General features: G+C 63.0%; 11 protein-coding genes, 4 pseudogenes and 1 other annotated feature. Of the genes and pseudogenes, 10 read left to right on the top strand and 5 right to left on the bottom strand.

What is annotated here, in order from left to right; all coding sequences use genetic code 11:
- The first annotated feature begins 116 nt into the window (after positions 1 to 116).
- Both AC3WTE_RS00200 and AC3WTE_RS00205 read left to right on the top strand, forming a co-directional pair.
- Entirely contained in the window at positions 117 to 707 is a 591-nt protein-coding gene (locus tag AC3WTE_RS00200; protein WP_492434712.1) for a TetR/AcrR family transcriptional regulator, read from the top strand.
- 97 nt (positions 708 to 804) lie between these two features.
- Positions 805 to 2,146: pseudogene (locus AC3WTE_RS00205) on the top strand (IS256 family transposase).
- Between the two features lie 87 nt (positions 2,147 to 2,233).
- Here AC3WTE_RS00205 and AC3WTE_RS00210 read toward each other — a convergent pair.
- The 4 genes from AC3WTE_RS00210 to AC3WTE_RS00225 form a co-directional block, all read right to left on the bottom strand.
- Positions 2,234 to 3,097, bottom strand: coding sequence for a metal-dependent hydrolase (locus AC3WTE_RS00210; protein ID WP_492434714.1), 864 nt, complete (start codon positions 3,095 to 3,097; stop codon positions 2,234 to 2,236).
- Between the two features lie 695 nt (positions 3,098 to 3,792).
- Entirely contained in the window at positions 3,793 to 4,359 is a 567-nt protein-coding gene (locus AC3WTE_RS00215) for a TetR/AcrR family transcriptional regulator (protein ID WP_226522212.1), read from the bottom strand.
- A gap of 96 nt (positions 4,360 to 4,455) precedes the next feature.
- Positions 4,456 to 5,340 carry an alpha/beta fold hydrolase gene (locus tag AC3WTE_RS00220; RefSeq protein ID WP_492434716.1) on the bottom strand — a complete coding sequence of 295 codons (885 nt, stop codon included), beginning with the start codon at positions 5,338 to 5,340 and terminating at the stop codon, positions 4,456 to 4,458.
- Between the two features lie 26 nt (positions 5,341 to 5,366).
- The gene (locus tag AC3WTE_RS00225) at positions 5,367 to 5,804 is read right to left on the bottom strand and encodes a PaaI family thioesterase (protein ID WP_492434717.1); all 438 of its coding nucleotides are present in this window, start codon (positions 5,802 to 5,804) and stop codon (positions 5,367 to 5,369) included.
- Positions 5,805 to 6,203: 399 nt separating this feature from the next.
- Here AC3WTE_RS00225 and AC3WTE_RS00230 point away from each other — a divergent pair.
- Positions 6,204 to 6,305: pseudogene (locus tag AC3WTE_RS00230) on the top strand (transposase); the annotation flags it as partial.
- Positions 6,304 to 6,746 (top strand): annotated as a pseudogene (locus AC3WTE_RS00235) (transposase); the annotation flags it as partial. The pseudogenes AC3WTE_RS00230 and AC3WTE_RS00235, both read left to right, overlap by 2 nt.
- A gap of 498 nt (positions 6,747 to 7,244) precedes the next feature.
- Here the strand turns inward: AC3WTE_RS00235 and AC3WTE_RS00240 are convergent.
- Positions 7,245 to 7,913: a TetR/AcrR family transcriptional regulator gene (locus AC3WTE_RS00240; RefSeq protein ID WP_492434719.1), complete on the bottom strand. Its 669-nt coding sequence runs from the start codon at positions 7,911 to 7,913 to the stop codon at positions 7,245 to 7,247.
- Positions 7,914 to 8,212: 299 nt separating this feature from the next.
- Here AC3WTE_RS00240 and AC3WTE_RS00245 point away from each other — a divergent pair.
- The 6 genes and pseudogenes from AC3WTE_RS00245 to AC3WTE_RS00270 all read left to right on the top strand — a co-directional run bounded on the left by AC3WTE_RS00245 (position 8,213) and on the right by AC3WTE_RS00270 (position 13,386).
- Positions 8,213 to 9,466 (top strand): annotated as a pseudogene (locus tag AC3WTE_RS00245) (IS3 family transposase).
- Positions 8,497 to 8,628: a sequence feature (AL1L pseudoknot), on the top strand. (Overlaps the previous pseudogene by 132 nt.)
- A 43-nt stretch (positions 9,467 to 9,509) precedes the next feature.
- Positions 9,510 to 10,940 carry an MFS transporter gene (locus AC3WTE_RS00250; protein ID WP_492434721.1) on the top strand — a complete coding sequence of 477 codons (1,431 nt, stop codon included), beginning with the start codon at positions 9,510 to 9,512 and terminating at the stop codon, positions 10,938 to 10,940.
- Positions 10,941 to 10,980: 40 nt separating this feature from the next.
- Positions 10,981 to 11,454 (top strand): PaaI family thioesterase, encoded by a 474-nt coding sequence (locus tag AC3WTE_RS00255; protein ID WP_492435436.1) that lies wholly within the window; start codon positions 10,981 to 10,983, stop codon positions 11,452 to 11,454.
- Entirely contained in the window at positions 11,451 to 12,095 is a 645-nt protein-coding gene (locus tag AC3WTE_RS00260) for a TetR family transcriptional regulator (RefSeq protein WP_492434723.1), read from the top strand. Before AC3WTE_RS00255 ends, AC3WTE_RS00260 begins: the two co-directional genes overlap by 4 nt.
- Before the next feature lie 73 nt (positions 12,096 to 12,168).
- On the top strand, positions 12,169 to 12,591 hold the full coding sequence (locus AC3WTE_RS00265; RefSeq protein ID WP_492434725.1) for a DUF6188 family protein: 423 nt from the start codon (positions 12,169 to 12,171) through the stop codon (positions 12,589 to 12,591).
- Between the two features lie 120 nt (positions 12,592 to 12,711).
- Positions 12,712 to 13,386, top strand: a complete 675-nt coding sequence (locus AC3WTE_RS00270; protein ID WP_492434726.1) for a TetR/AcrR family transcriptional regulator — start codon at positions 12,712 to 12,714, stop codon at positions 13,384 to 13,386.
- Positions 13,387 to 13,505: the final 119 nt, after the last annotated feature.

The following is a 13,505-nucleotide window of genomic DNA, read 5'->3' on the forward strand; positions in this document are numbered from 1 at the left end:
GAATCTCCACTATGCTAGTGGGCTTCTCTGATGAGTCGGTGTTAACATTTTGTTCAACCATTTGTGTAGCATGATAGATTCCACCAATTCGGCGAAAGGGCTGGTCGCCAACGCATATGACAGTCGCTCACGGTCTCGGTAAAGGAGATCAACGTCGGGAGAGGATTCTCGCGGCGGCCGCGCAGCACATCGCCGACCGCGGATACCACGCGGCGTCGATGGCGGATATCGGCGATTCTGCTGGTGTCGTCGGTCCGGCGATCTATCGTCACTTCGACAGCAAAGCAAGCTTACTGACGGCACTCTTCGAGCAGGTGATCGATTCCCTGCTGCGACGCGCTTCTTTGATTGTGGAGAAAAGTAAAAGCGAGACCGAGGCGCTGACAGCACTAGTGGCAGACCACGTAGCCCTTGTCTTGGATCAACGCGAGCTTGCCATCGTCTACTACCGTGAACTTCACAATCTCGCTGCGCAGCACCGCAGCCGGTTGCGCCGCAAACAACGTCTGTATCTTGAGGAGTGGGTGCACGTACTGAGTGAGTTGCGTCCCGAACTAGACGAAATGGGCCTACGTGCCGTAGTGCACGGAGCGATCGGCGCCATCCAGTCGACGCTCCAGTACCGTGAAACCGGGATGGCGACCGAGCGCACAACTGCGCTACTGACACAAATGGGTCACGCTGTACTTGGCGTCGACCCGCTTTAACCGAGACGTTGGTCGCGTCCTGAAACCGGTGAAAATGGGGCCGCGCATAGGTTCTGCTTCGAGACCTACCAAGTCATCGAAGAAAGGACCTACGCCCGTGCCTGCACGAGTATCCCCGACCGACCGTGTTCGCGCCAAGATCGACGAGCTGTTCGCCTTCGATCGTGAGTTGCCCGAGATCCTGGAGGAGGTGGCCCGCCTTGGCGCACAGTTGCTGATGCAGGCCGCCCTGGAAGCCGAAGTAACCGAGTTCCTCGGCCGTGACCGCTACCAGCGCACCGCAGCGACACCGGATGCGCAGCCGGGGTCACGCAACGGCTATCGGCCGGTCACGGTAAAGACCACTGCCGGACCCGTTACCTTGGAGCGGCCTAAGCTGCGCGGCACGACCGCTGCGTTCGCCTCCCGACTGTTCGGCAAGAATGTCACCAAGACCAACGCGCTGGAGTCGCTGGTGATCGCCTCATTCGTGCGTGGGCTGTCGATGCGTGACGTCGAGGCCACCCTGGCTGATGCGCTCGGTGACCAAGCCGCGATCTCGAAATCGACGGTGTCGCAAGTATGTCAAGCAATCAAGACCGAATACGACAACTGGGCGGCCCGCCGCCTCGACAATGTTGTGCTGGACTACCTGTTCCTGGATGCCTCGTTCTTCCGGATGCATCCGGGCTCGCCTGCCGAACCGATCCTGGCCGCATGGGGGGTCACCACCGACGGCAAACCCGTCTTCATCGGCCTGGCCCCCGGCACCGGCGAGTCGACCGACGCCTGGGCTGATTTCCTGACCGATCTGCGTGATCGCGGCCTGGCGTGTCCGCTGCTGGTCGTCTCCGACGGCGCCCGCGGCTTGATCGCCGCCATCGAGCAGGTCTTCCCAGCTGCACTACGGCAACGCTGCCTGATCCACCGGGTGCGCAACGTGCTGGCCAAGATCCCGGCTGGGATGCAAGCTGAGATCCGCGACGGCTACTGGGCCTGCTTTGACACCAGTGACCTCAACACCGAGCCCGGCCCGCGCCTGGTCGAGTTGGTCGATGCCCGCCTGAGCGCGTTCGCCGACCGTTACGCCGCCATCTACCCGGCGGCGATGAAGATCCTGGCCACCGACCGTGAGGGCCTCACCGCCTACCTGCGGTTCCCGACCGAGCATCATCACCGCATCCGGCATTCGAACTTCATCGAGCGGACCTTCGGCGAAACCCGCCGCCGCGCAAAGGTTATCGGCCGCTTCCCCGGAGAAACCAGCTGCATCAGCATCGTCTGGGCCGTCCTCGACCGCGCATCGCGTGGCTGGCGCGGACTGACCATGACCTCCGCCGGATTACGACAGCTACAAGACCTCCGCCACAGCCTGCTGCACCCGCCCCGGCAACTGCGACCCCAGCACACCTCCGAGCCCCCCCACCCACAGCACCGAAACTGTCAGCGCCACCGCGTAACATCACCCACCGAAGCCAGAACCTGCGCCCGCCGATTTACACCGGAATCTGGACGCCACCCCGAGACGACGTGCGTTGGCCAGTCAGTTACGGACTGACGGACTTTTGTGATCCGTCGGCTTCGAACAATTCCCGGCTCCAGTGATCCAAGACCGCGGTGCTATCCCAGTCGTCTGGATGGAAGCCGCGTTGCGTGTAAGAGCGAAAGCGCCGCAGTGCGTCTGCAGTAAAAATCGGGCTGCGGGAAAATCGATAGAGGCTGCGCAACAGGCGAATGGGATTGTAGGACGCGCGATCTGCGGCCATTGAAAGGGCGGTATGGGCGAACAACTCGGCGAAAAGGATTGCCGAAGCGATGCGCATGCCGCGGATACGCATCCGCTCGGTGCCCCCGATTGTTTGATAGACATCGAAAGCCACCGCCTTATGTTCGGACTCTTCAAACGCATGCCAAAGAAGAATCAATCTCACTTCGCCATTGCCGATGAGTTGGCGGGCGCTTTCGCTAGTGAGGATTATCTCCGCTAGCGTTGCGGTGTAATGCTCTAACGCTGAGGTCAGTGACAGTCGCATCTCCGGAGAAAGACGCTTTTCGAGTCGCTCTATCAGCCTGCCTACGTGGCGGTCAATACGCGCGGTGGGATATCCCATGGTCTGAAGGCGCTCGTTCAATAGTCGATGCTGGTATCGGTGCGTCGCTTCTTGGCCCACAAAGCCTTTTATCGCCTCTTGCAGGCTTGCGTCGATCACCGAAGCCCGGAATTGGCGCACTGATCGTATGAAGAAATCTTCTCCCTCCGGAAACGTCGCCGATAGTACGGCTATGAAATGACTCATCACAAGATCGTCGTCTACGAAATGCTGTCGGCGATTCCCTGACGGCATCGCAAACGTCACTCGTCGTGGTGTTGGTAGAACCCGAGTATTCCGAGAAGCTTTGTCTTCAAGCATGTTGGCTCTGACCTTTCGGGAGGAGGCAGCTCTGCGCGTCCGACCTGACGGCACGTCACGTTTACAGATGTGCAGTGAAAGTAAATATATCGACAGAAGTACCATTTTTGCAAGAGTAGTCTTATGTGTGCATGGGCCGTGTCGGCTCGGTCTAGAAGTGAGCGGGCGGGTGGCCCAGGATCGACTAGATTTCGGGCAAGTCGAGCCACCCAAACTGCAGCCGGTGTGACACTCCTGCAGGAATCGGCTTGGCGGTGTCGGCGGCAACTGAATCGTGACCAACGTGCGCGACAACTGATCAGAATTCACTTGCTGTTGACAGGCTGCCCCAGCGGATGAAGTACGAGCTTGTGGGTGAGCAATCAACTCTTCGGCGCCCCCAACTCTTCGCCGACTCCTTCGCCGACCGTCGCCGCGTAAAATCTGCTGTACGCCTCGTATATTCAAGGCACGCGTGACGAGTTACAGTCGACGCTGTTTCTGGCGACGACATCGGCAAGTGGTTACTCGGCCGGCTTGTGCCTTAAAAGTGCATAGTTGAAGCTGGCAGAGGCATCGGCAGCGATCTGTTGCCCTTCGGAGGGTGCCTCTTGAACAGCTCATCTCATTGACTATGCGGCCTTGAACAATAGCGGTGCAAAGGTGGCGGTGGCCGCTCGTGCCTCGCGCGTGACATGCCGATCATTGATGCACAGCTATCGCGGGGCCAGATAGCGCAGTGCTACCTGGGAGATTCGCCGCCCGGTGGTGTGGGCGTCGGCGGCTGGTAGCACGAGGTGGCTGACGGTGAGCCGGACCAGTACGTCGGCCACTTCATTGACGTCCTCGCAATCGAGCTGGTCGAAGTGCTCGCCGAACCACGTGATTAGCGCGGCCGATGACAACTCAAGCAGTGACGCGGATGTGGGCAACAGTGGAAGGACACCGGTTGCGCTATCGCGTGCCTCCGTTGTACGGGTCGATGTCAACGCGGCTTTCAGCAGAGGACTGGCCTCAGCTTCCTTGAGCGTGTACTCCACCGCGGCGGTGATTCCACCGCCGATATCACCGGTATGCGATGCAAGGACGGCGTGAATACCTTCCAAGAAGAGCTGGCCTTCGGTGACGACCAGTGCGTCACCTAGGCCCTGCTTGTCAGTGAATTCCTTGTACAGAGTCGGGCGAGATACGCCGACGAGCTCGGCAACCTCGCTCATTCGGACTCGCTCCCATCCTTTCTCGATCGTGAGTTCTCGGGCCGCCCGCAACACCTCGTCGCGCATGTGTCGGCGGAATGACATCCGCATGGATTCCGTGGGCATGTGAGCAGGATAAACGCGAAGGCGCCGGGTGCCGCATCAGAGTGGTTTGTCAGGGATCTAGACGAGGTGGTCGAGGAAGTCGAGCACCGCTTCCGAGAAGACAGCGTTGTCATCGCCGGCGATCATGTGGCCCGCGCCCGTGACATCGACAGTGTGCGCATGCGGCACGAGGTCGCGGAAATCGTTCACAGTTTCTTCGGAGACCACGTCGGACAGCAACCCGCGCACGAGAAGTGTTGGTGCCCTAACACGCTGCGCACCCTCGACCAACAACGTGCTCATCTTCTCGAATTCCGCTGTCCCGGCGGCCTGGTCGCCTTGGAGAAACTGGAAATTCGATGCTACGAACGCGGGATCCCAACGCCACACCCACCGGCCGTCGCTTCGTTGATGTAGGACTCTTCGAAGTCCGTCGAGGTTGTTCGGTCTCGAGCGGTGCGGGTTGTATGCCGCGATGGCCTCGGCGGCGGATTCCAGGTTGCCGAATCCGTTGGCGTGCGCCGACATGAAGGCGACGACGCGCCGTGCGCCTTTCATCTCCACACGTGGTGTGACGTCCACAAGAATCACGGCGTTCCACAGGTCTGGCGGAGCTAGCAGGTGAGTGCCGAGAATGGTGAGGCCGCCAAGGGATGCTCCGATGGCCACGATCGGCCGTCCCAGGTCTGCGTATGACCGTACCGCGATCAGATCGGATCCGAGCCGATTCAGATCGTAACGGCCTGTGGGATCCCAGTCGCTGTCACCGTGCCCGCGTGCGTCATACGCGGCCACCGTGAATCCGCGCGCGTGCAAAAGCAGTGCTGTGACGTCCCAGGCGTGTCGGCTCTGACCGCCGCCGTGGAGTAGCAATACAACCGCGCGAGGTGCGACACAGCGGTAGAAGTCAACAGCCAGAGTGAGCCCGTCGCTGGTTGGTACGCGCTCAAGCGCAGCGGTCATCCTTCAGCCCTTCCGCTGACCATTGATCACGAGGTCGGCTTCAGGCCCACGATTGTCACAGTGCCCTGGGCGACACATACTGCGCGACTTTGGTTGGTGATGTCGATCCGAGCAACTCCGCTCGTTCTCCCGAGCGCGACAATCTCGGCGACTGCGACGCACTTGCCGGCGGATACGGGCCGAAGCAGGTTGAGCTTGAATTCTGTTGTCGCAACCCATGAGCCCTCAGGGATGACTGGGTAGAACACGACACCGAGGCAGTGATCAACCATGGCGGACAGGCAGCCGCCGTGCAGGTTGCCGAACGGCGTCTTCAAGTCGTCTCGGGCGTCCATTTCTGCGACCAATCGGCCGGCGGTGAACTCGGTGTGTCGGAAACCGAGGTAGCCCGTGAGCCCGCCGATGATCACTGTGGAGTCCTTCAACTGTTCGGCGACACGTTCGTTGAATGTGGCGAAGTTCACTGGCATATTCAGCCTTTCAAGACATAGATCGCTGATGAGACAGTACGTCAAGGTTGTTCCGTTGCGCGGTCGTTATTGCTGGAGGCGATCGCGGGAATCACCGGCCGTTCGTGGTACCCCCGTAATCCGTCTCCGCTGCGCTCTCGGGGCCCGCTGGTGGCAGAATAGTGCGAAGAATCTACTCCGAGCCATGATCGATGGATACGCCGGGCGTCAGCTGTGTCCAGTGCTTGGGACTGTGGACTTATCGGTGTTTCCGGCCTGACAGGCTTGGCGATGCTCGGCGAGGAAGGTGCCGTGATGACGACACTGGATGTGGCGAAGAAAAGGTCGGGGCCCTCCGTTGCGCAGCAGGCTGCGGTCGAGCTGGTGCGGCTGGCATGGGAACAGTGGCTATCGCTGACCGGTCCGGACGGACTGCTCAAACAGCTGACCAAAACGGTGCTCGAGATCGCGCTCAATGAAGAGATGACCGAGCACCTGGGCTACGAGAAACAGCAACACTTTTCGGCTCACCTCCCACAAGTACTGGGACGAGATCAAGCGGGACATCAAACGGATCTACACCGCGATCAACGCCGCCGACGCCCGGGCCGCGTTCGACGATCTGACTGAGAAATGGGGCCAGCGGTATCCGGCGGTGATTCGGTTGTGGGGCAACGCCTGGGCGGATTTCATTCCGTTCCTCGACTACGACGTGGAAATCTGCCGAGTCATCTGCAGTACCAATGCTATTGAGTCTTTGATCGCCCGCTTCCACCGAGCGATCAAGGCAGGGCACTTTCCCTCCGAGCAGGCCGCGCTCAAGTGCTTGCAAATGGTGACGCGTTCCCTGGACCCACTGGCGTGGGCAGGGCACGATGGGTGATGCGGTGCAAGCCAGCGCTCGACGCGTTTGCGATCACGTTCGGCGACCAATTCCCGGCAGCCGCGACCTACTGATGGAAACCGCCGGAAACACCGTTAACGAGATACTCCGTTGACAAGTTCGATGGTGACGGGTGGCCGGTAGTGATGCCGTGCGCAGTCACGCCGTTCGGGTCGCTGTCGCTATCCGCAGTGTGGGCTTTCTGCCCGGACCTTATCCAGGGGTGGTTTGGCGAGCTGTGCTTCGACGGCCTCGATGGGTCAGCGGACCGCCGAACGGACGAATTGAAGAACCGCCTTGATAGGCGGAGAGGACTTCGCTCAGATCGGCGAGTCGGTCGAGTGGGATCGCGAACTCGTCGGCGGATGCAAGGGGCTTTCGTTCACCGCTGCATTGCAGATCTTAAGTAGTAAGCGCTGTGCTCACCGGGGTATCTGGTGTTTTTCCGAGGCATTGGCTTCGGAGTTCCTGATCGGGAGCAGTGACGTCCGCTGATGTTCCCCGTTAGGGGTGAATGCGGGTTGGGCGGTGCGCCTACCGCGAATACTCCATCCCTCGGACGTTCATTGGTTCTAGCTGGCGTCGGGTCTTGTGGCGGCTGGGTTGACGCTGTAGGTGTTCATGAAGGTGTCGACGAGGCGGACGCAGTCGTTGTGGGTGATGGCGCGGATGCCGGTCAGGCGGGCGAAGACGAGGGGGCCGACGAGCTGGCACATGGCGAGATCGACATCGAGGTCGCCGAGTTGCTCGCGACTGTCGGGGCTTTGCAGGATGTTGTCGAAGGGCTGGCGGTATTGCTCGACGACGCGGGAGCGCAGCGTGTGGGCACTGGGGTGAGGGGTGCCGTCGGTGTCGGTGCTCGGGGTTTCGGTGTGGCCCAGGGCCGCCCAGGCGAGGGTGGTGACTTGCACCGGCGCTTCGGCGAGGAGGTCGGCTTGGCGTGACAGCAGTTCGATGAGGCGCTCGCGCAGGGTTCCGCTGGTGGGTTCGGGTGGAATCACTTGTGGCAGTAAGCGTTCGAAGGTTGCCGCGAGTAGCTGGGTGGAGCTGTTGAAGTGGCGGTAGAGGGTGGTGCGGGCGACTTTGGATGCTTTGGTGACCGCGTCGATGGTGACGGCTTCAACGCCGCCGGTCTTGAGCAGGTTGGCGGCGGCATCGAGCAGTCGGTTCCGTGACCGGGTGCGGCGCGGATCGATGTCCTCGTCATAGTCGTCCGGTATCGGCGGGGCCTGATTTTTCACTGCGGCTCCTTTGCTGATCCCGGGTATGTGCGTTAGCAATCTCAGTTATGGTACATCGAGTAGCGCAGCGAAACCGAGTGTACAGGGGTGTTGAGCGTGCCGGATCAGCAGAGATCATTCTCGCGTGGGCAGCAGTGGACCCTGGTCGTGTCGTGTGCCGCGGTGGCGCTGGTGATCGGTTCGATGGCGGCCCTATATACCGCGTTGCCGAACATCGCGGTTGATACGGGGGCAACGCAGGGCCAGCTGAACCGTCCTGGGTCTGGTGGAGTCCGTGATCGCACCAGGAGGATGTTGTCGTGGCTGCACAGAGGAAGTTCGACCCAGAGACACGCGAGCGGGCGGTACGGATGTATCAGGACCGGATCACGCAGGGTGGTGATTCCAAGCGGGGGGCTCGTCGGTACGTCGGGGAGATTCGCGGGATCAACGAGGCTACATTGCGCAACTGGGTCGAAGATCGCTATGGCACCGGCACGTCGACACCGGCAGGTAACGACCAGGACCCGGCTGCCGAGCTGACTGCGTTGCGCAGGGAGAACGCTGAATTACGCAGGGCCAATGAGATTTTGAAGACAGCGACAGCGTTTTTCGCGGCGGCGGAGGTCGACCGCCGACTTCGGTGATCGTCGACTACATCGACGCGCACCGCGACCAGTTCGGGGTCGACCCGATTTGCACTGTGCTTGCTGAGCACGGCCTGCCGATCGCCCCGTCTACGTACTACGCGGCCAAAGCCCGCGGCCCGGTCAGCGACGCCACCTGGGCCGAAGCACATGCCGCCAACACCGTGCACCGGCTCTATGTGGCCAACCGGCGGCTCTACGGGGTCCGCAAGATGTGGCATGCGATGAAACATGCTGGTCACGACATGGGTCGGGACCAGGTGGCCCGGTTGATGCGGATCTGCGGCATCGCGGGAATCGTGCGCGGCAAGCGGTGCACCGTTACTACCACCGCCAACCCAGGGGCTGCGCGGCACCCCGATCTGATCGACCGTCAGTGGGGTGCACCGACCCGGCCCGATCAATGGTGGGTCGCTGACTTCACCTACGTGTGGACCCTGCAGGGATTCGTCTATACCGCCTTCTGCGTCGATGTGTACTCGCGGCGAATTTTGGGATGGCGGGTGATGTCGACCAAGGCCACCCCGTTAGTGACCAGCGTCCTAGAACAAGCCTTGTTCACCCGCAGGAGGACTGATTTCCGCTTCACCACAACGGGTTTGGTGCATCACTCCGATGCCGGAAGCCCAATACACCTCGCTGGCGTTCACCGACGCTTTGGTGGAGTCGGGTATCGCCGGCTCCATCGGTTCGGTCGGCGATGCCCTCGACAACGCGTTGATGGAATCAGGGATCGGGCTGTACAAGACCGAACTGATCGGGCGGGACGAATCGTGGACCGGGCGGGCCGAGGTCGAACGGGAAACGGCCACCTGGGTGCATTGGTACAACACCACCCGGCTGCACTCCTCGCTCGGCTATCTCTCACCGACCGACTACGAGAACCGCTACCGTGACACCGTCACCGCCATACCCGAGGTGGCCTAACCAAAGGTCTCCATCCAGACCAGGACGGTTCAAGCTGACGTGGGTGGTTGACGGGTACACCTTGGCGATCGCGTGCCTGGTCTTGCCGGCGGGCGCGGTCGGTGACCGTTATGGCCGGCGGGGTGTGCTGATGGCCGGGTTGGCGGTGTTCGCGGCGGCGTCGGTGGTGCCGTTGGCATTCGACACCCCGTGGTGGCTGATCGGCGCGCGGGCGGCGGCCGGGGTGGGTGCGGCGTTGGTGATGCCGTCCACGTTGTCGATCCTGACCGGTGAGTTCGGGATGGCGCAGCGGCGACGTGCGGTGGGCATCTGGGCGGGTGTGGCCGCCTCGGGTGCAGTGGTTGGAGTGCTGGTTTCTGGTGTGCTGCTCCAACTTTGGTCGTGGCGGGCGATTTTCGTGGGGCTGGCCGCGGCGGCGGTGCTGCTGCTGGTCGCGGCGCTGCGAGTACCCACGTCCCACGATGATGCTCATCCTCGTATCGATGTGCTGGGGTCGGTGGTGATCGCGTTGGCGATCGGGCTGCTGGTGGTCGCTCTGGTTGAGGCGCCGCATCGCGGCTGGACGGACGCCATGGTGATGGTGCTGTTTGGTTGTGCCGCTGGATGTTTGGTGGTGTTCGCGGTGGTGGAGTTGCGGCGCGCGGATCCGCTGCTGGACGTGAGGTTGTTTGGCGATCGCGGTTTCGCGGCGGGCACGGTGTCGCTGGTGCTGCATTTCGTGGTGATTTTCGGGGTGTTTTTCCTGCTGGTGCAGTACCTGCAGCTGATCAGCGGGTATTCGCCGATCAGGTCGGCGTTGGCGCTGACACCGTTGATCGTGCCGATCGTGGTGGTCTCGGTGGCGGCACCGCAACTGGCGGCGCGCTGGGGGTTGCGCATGATGCTGGCCGGTGGTCTGGGGATGCTGGCGGTCGGGATGTTTCTGGCGAGCCGGCTCGATGTGCACTCGGGCTATGTGGACATTGTGTGGGCGCTGCTGGCGCTGGGGACCGGTTTGGGTCTGTGTACGGCGCCGTCGACAGCCGCGGTGGTGGACGCCACCCCGGTGCACAAGCATGGGGTAGCCGCGGCGGTCAACGATGCGGCCCGGGAAGTCGGCGCGGCCATCGGGATTGCCGTCGCGGGCAGTGTGCTGGCCGCCGGCTACAGCGATCGGGTCGGTGCGACGGCGGCTGCCCTGCCGTCGCCGCTGCGCGCCGCGTTCGAGGACTCACTGGCGGCCGCGGCGCAAGCGTCGCTTCGTGTCGGTCCCGCGGCTGACGCTGCCGTCGCGCAGGCGAAGTTGGCGTTTGTTCATGGTTGCGCGACAGGGGCTTTCGTGCTTGCGATGATCAGCGCGGTGTCGGCAGTGATCGTCGCGGTGTGGGCGCCGCGCCGATCAGCACCGCCACCCGAGGAGCCTGCGCCGGTGGTGCCCGCCCCGGCCAGTTCGAGTGAGCCGGCGGGGCTGCGTGAGCGACCCGGGAGCCGATGAGGTTGTGCCACAGCAACTTCCCGCGCACACCCCGGTGTGCATGGGATGTGGCCCCGAAAATCCGCATGGCCTGCAGTTGACGGCCTACCGCGACGGGACGGAGGTGTTCGCCGATGTGACCTTCGATGAACGGCACATCGGTGCTCCCGGTCTGGCCCACGGCGGCGCGATCGCCGCGGCCTGCGATGATGTGCTCGGATTCACGCTGTGGATCGCCGGCACTCCGGCGGTAACACGCAGCTTGACGATCGAGTATCTGCAACCGGTCCCGCTGCACCACACCCACCGTGTGCGCGCCCGCGTCGTGGATCGCCGCGGCCGGGTGCTGCGCGTGGAGGGCACCGGGGTGGGCAGCGACGGCGTCACCCGGTTCACCGCGGCGGCGGTCTTCATCGCTGTGGACGCGGCCCATTTCGCCGCGCACGGCGACATCACCGGGTTCAACGAGATGTTCGCCGACCTCGCGCGCCACGCCGCCGGCGGCGGTGGCGAGCGCGATGGTGGGCCGCGATGAGCGTGCCCGATGTTCAGATGAGCGAGCCCGATACGTACTTGCGCCCGCCACCGGTGCGTCCGAGTCCGGTGGCGGTCGGCGGGCGGCGCGAAGAGATCCTCGATGCGGCGCTGGAGATCGCCTCGGCGCACGGCTTCGAGGGTGTACGCATGCGTGCGGTTGCCGCGCGGGCCGGCACGGCCGCGAGCGCGCTGTACCGACACTATGCGTCCAAAACGCATCTGCTGGTGACGGTACTGGCCCGCGAATTCGAGCGCCTGGACGCCGAATTCGACTGGAGCACCGATGAATTGACTCCGCCGCAGCGATGGGCGCAGTTGACGGCGCGGCTGCATCAGCGGTGGCTGGACGAGCCCGCGTTGACCGATGCGATGGTGCGGGCATTCGTGGTGGCCGATGCCGGCGCGGCCGATGCCGTGCAGTACGCCGTCGGCGTGATCGAGGACATGTTCGCCCACGCACTCGGCGGTCCCACGCCCGCGGCGCGCGAGCGGCACCTGGCCGGTCTGATCGCTGACATCTGGCTGGCCAACCTTACGGCCGTGATCAGTGGTCGGGTGAATCCCGCCGACGCGCGGGAGCGCATCGACCGCACTGTCGGCCGGCTGCTGGCGGCATTGCCGCGCACCGACATTCGATAGCGGAACTTGTGGTATCGCTGCGCTACTTTTTGTACCATGAGTGTGCACAACGACGTGCCGAAAGGAGCCGGTCATGCACACTCTGTGGATCACGCAGTGCACCATCCAGCGGGTTTCGTTGCACGAGGGGCTGGTGCTCGACTTCGACGACTACAACGAGTTGGTGATCGCCACCGCGATGGAGTTGACCCTGCCGCCGGTAGGTCCGTATCCCGAGGAACAGGTGGTGATCGACCCGCACAATTTCGCGCCGCAGCACCGTGCCCTGCTCGACATGGCCGGCGCGACGTGCACCCACGCCGAATGCGACGACGACGGCGCGCTGCATATTGTGCTGTCGACCGGGGGTCGTATCGATGTCACCCCCGATGGCGACCGGGCCTCCTGGGAGCTGTACGGCAAACGGCATGGCTACATGGCCTGCCTGCCGCCGGGGCAGGTCCGTATCGTGCGCCATGACCTCCCTGTCGGTGATATCGACGCTGCCGCAAGCTAATTGCTTTGCCGATTCCGCCGTGGGCTGCCCAAATTTTGTTGACGAACGCAGCGCCCGGCGAACGTGGAACAACTAGTATCGGAGGGATACTTTTTGTTCCACTTGTGCGGGAGGCCGGCGATGGGCACTCGAACCAATAGCTCCACGGCCGCGGCCTCGGCGGCGGGCAAACCGCGCTCCACGATGGCTGATCGTCAGCGCGCCCAGCGCGCCGAACTGGTCCGCGAAGAGGTCATTGATGCCGCGTTGGCCGAGTTCGCTGAGCGGGGTTATCACCAGACCTCGATCAGCCACATCGCCGCGCGGCTCGGCTCGGGGCACTCGATGTTCTACCGGTATTTCGAGAACAAGCGGGACATCGTCGATCACGCGGTGCGTCAGGTCAACGGCCGACTGGGCGCTGCCATCGACGAGGCCACGCCGTGCCTGGTCACCTCCATCGAGGAGTTCGGTCAGTACCTGTCCTCAATCGGCATGGCCTACGCCGATGTCCTCGCCGAAGAGCCGCGGCTGTTGCAGCTGATCGTGGTGCAGGCCGCCGGGGTGGATCAGGAAATGTCGCAGCGGTTTCACCGCATGTATGACAGCGGCGCCGCGATCCTGGGTGCGGCGCTACGCAACGGCATCGACCGCGGCTACATCCGCCCCGACCTCGACATCGGTGCTACCGCCGAGTCGATCGTGGCGATCCCTTTCGGCATCGCCTTGCGCTACGGACACAAACCCGACCGTGACGTTCTGATCGCCCAGACCGCGGCGATCACCGCCCTGGTGTGCCGGGGTATCGCCACCTAAACGCCAGGCCAGGGCCGGGCCAGGGGCTGCGCCGGCATTGACATCGTCCACGAAAATAACGCTGCCGCAACTTAATTCGGCGCCCGAAGCCCGAAAAACTACATGCGAATACTTCCCTG

The organism is Mycobacterium sp. FW102-FHT13B02 (assembly GCF_058790275.1).

Excerpts from the sequence above, each read along its gene's own strand:
- AC3WTE_RS00200 (WP_492434712.1), top strand. The coding sequence starts at position 117 with ATGACAGTCGCTCACGGTCTCGGTAAAGGAGATCAACGTCGGGAGAGG.
- AC3WTE_RS00210 (WP_492434714.1), bottom strand. The coding sequence starts at position 3,097 with ATGCTTGAAGACAAAGCTTCTCGGAATACTCGGGTTCTACCAACACCA.
- AC3WTE_RS00215 (WP_226522212.1), bottom strand. The coding sequence starts at position 4,359 with ATGCGCGACGAGGTGTTGCGGGCGGCCCGAGAACTCACGATCGAGAAA.
- AC3WTE_RS00220 (WP_492434716.1), bottom strand. The coding sequence starts at position 5,340 with ATGACCGCTGCGCTTGAGCGCGTACCAACCAGCGACGGGCTCACTCTG.
- AC3WTE_RS00255 (WP_492435436.1), top strand. The coding sequence starts at position 10,981 with ATGGGATGTGGCCCCGAAAATCCGCATGGCCTGCAGTTGACGGCCTAC.
- AC3WTE_RS00260 (WP_492434723.1), top strand. The coding sequence starts at position 11,451 with ATGAGCGTGCCCGATGTTCAGATGAGCGAGCCCGATACGTACTTGCGC.
- AC3WTE_RS00265 (WP_492434725.1), top strand. The coding sequence starts at position 12,169 with ATGCACACTCTGTGGATCACGCAGTGCACCATCCAGCGGGTTTCGTTG.
- AC3WTE_RS00270 (WP_492434726.1), top strand. The coding sequence starts at position 12,712 with ATGGGCACTCGAACCAATAGCTCCACGGCCGCGGCCTCGGCGGCGGGC.